The 1276-nt window shown below is 47.2% G+C and carries 1 protein-coding gene; it reads left to right on the plus strand.

Features of this window, described 5'->3' with window-relative positions; all coding sequences use genetic code 11:
• Positions 1-410 (plus strand): phosphoenolpyruvate carboxylase (locus ACTHS3_RS13550; protein ID WP_440368201.1); only part of this gene is annotated, 410 nt, incomplete at its 5' end.
• Positions 411-1276: the final 866 nt, after the last annotated feature.

Consider the following 1276-nt stretch of genomic DNA (forward strand, 5'->3'; position numbering starts at 1 on the left):
CCGACACACTGGCCGCCCTGCGCGAACACGCCCAAAGCAACCCGTTCTTCCAAGCCATGCTCTCAAATATGGAGCAAGTAATGGCAAAAACCGACATCACCTTGGCGGAAAACTATGCCGGCTTGAGCGAATCGCCCGATAAAGCAAAAGTCATCTTCGGCATGATTAAGGAAGAATACCAACGCAGCCGCAAAGCACTGCTCGACTTGCTGCAAACCGAAGAGCTCCTGCGCGACAACCGCAGCCTCGCCCGTTCGCTTGCCTTGAGGATTCCATACCTGAACGCCCTCAATGGCCTGCAAGTCGCCATGCTCAAACGCCTGCGCAAAGAGCCCGATAATCCGCACGCACTGCTGATGGTTCACCTGACCATCAACGGCGTGGCGCAAGGTTTGCGTAATACCGGTTAAGTCAGTACGGAAAAAAGGCCGTCTGAAACAGTTTTTCAGACGGCCTTTAAACTAACTGCGAACCGCGGCAAAGGTTTTACCCACAAACTCCATACTGTTTCTCAACCTGCTTGCCACTCTGACCCTATTCATTTAACTTACCCTGTATTTCAGACTATTTGGAGAAATAGCAGATAACCCTCTGCTAAATCAAAGTGTTCACTTAAGCATGACAACCACTTCAGCATGATGGATGGTCGGCCTACTGACATACCTTACTGCGGCACCACCCCATATCGCCGCACAATAAGCTTTCAGACACCCTGAGGCCGTCTGAAAAACGAAAACATCTTACGCCAAGGCAACTATCATTATGTTTGACATTGTATTTATCTTGTTATTCGGCAGGCTTCAGCCCCACAAAACACCCGACTCATCCGACACGCCCGTCCCTTTTGGGCATTCGGCGGTAGGCTCGGCTTTAATTTATTTATGCATACGCATAGGGACAATCATCGTTCATGATTCGATTTCCGAAGCCATTAACAGCCTCCCCCTCATTCTGTTTCAAACAATCTGCATGTTCGGCTGTCTAGTTTTGTATTTTAAAATGTTGCGTACCACATCCGACCCGAAATACCGGCAGATGATTTATTGGGTACTGGGCATTCTTTTGGGTTTGATCTTAAGCCTCCTGTCTGAAAAATTGTTTTATTTAACGGCTTTATTCATTTACTCATTCTTCGGAAGCACAATAAGCTGAATGCCTGCCCCTCTTTTTTCAGACGGCCTTTTATTATAAGAACACACCAGCATTGCGGCTGTTTTGAGTACCTCCACAATATGCTATAATTCGCCGTTAAACTTTTATCTTTTCAGGAAAAACC

The organism is Neisseria sp. P0009.S007, assembly GCF_051962515.1.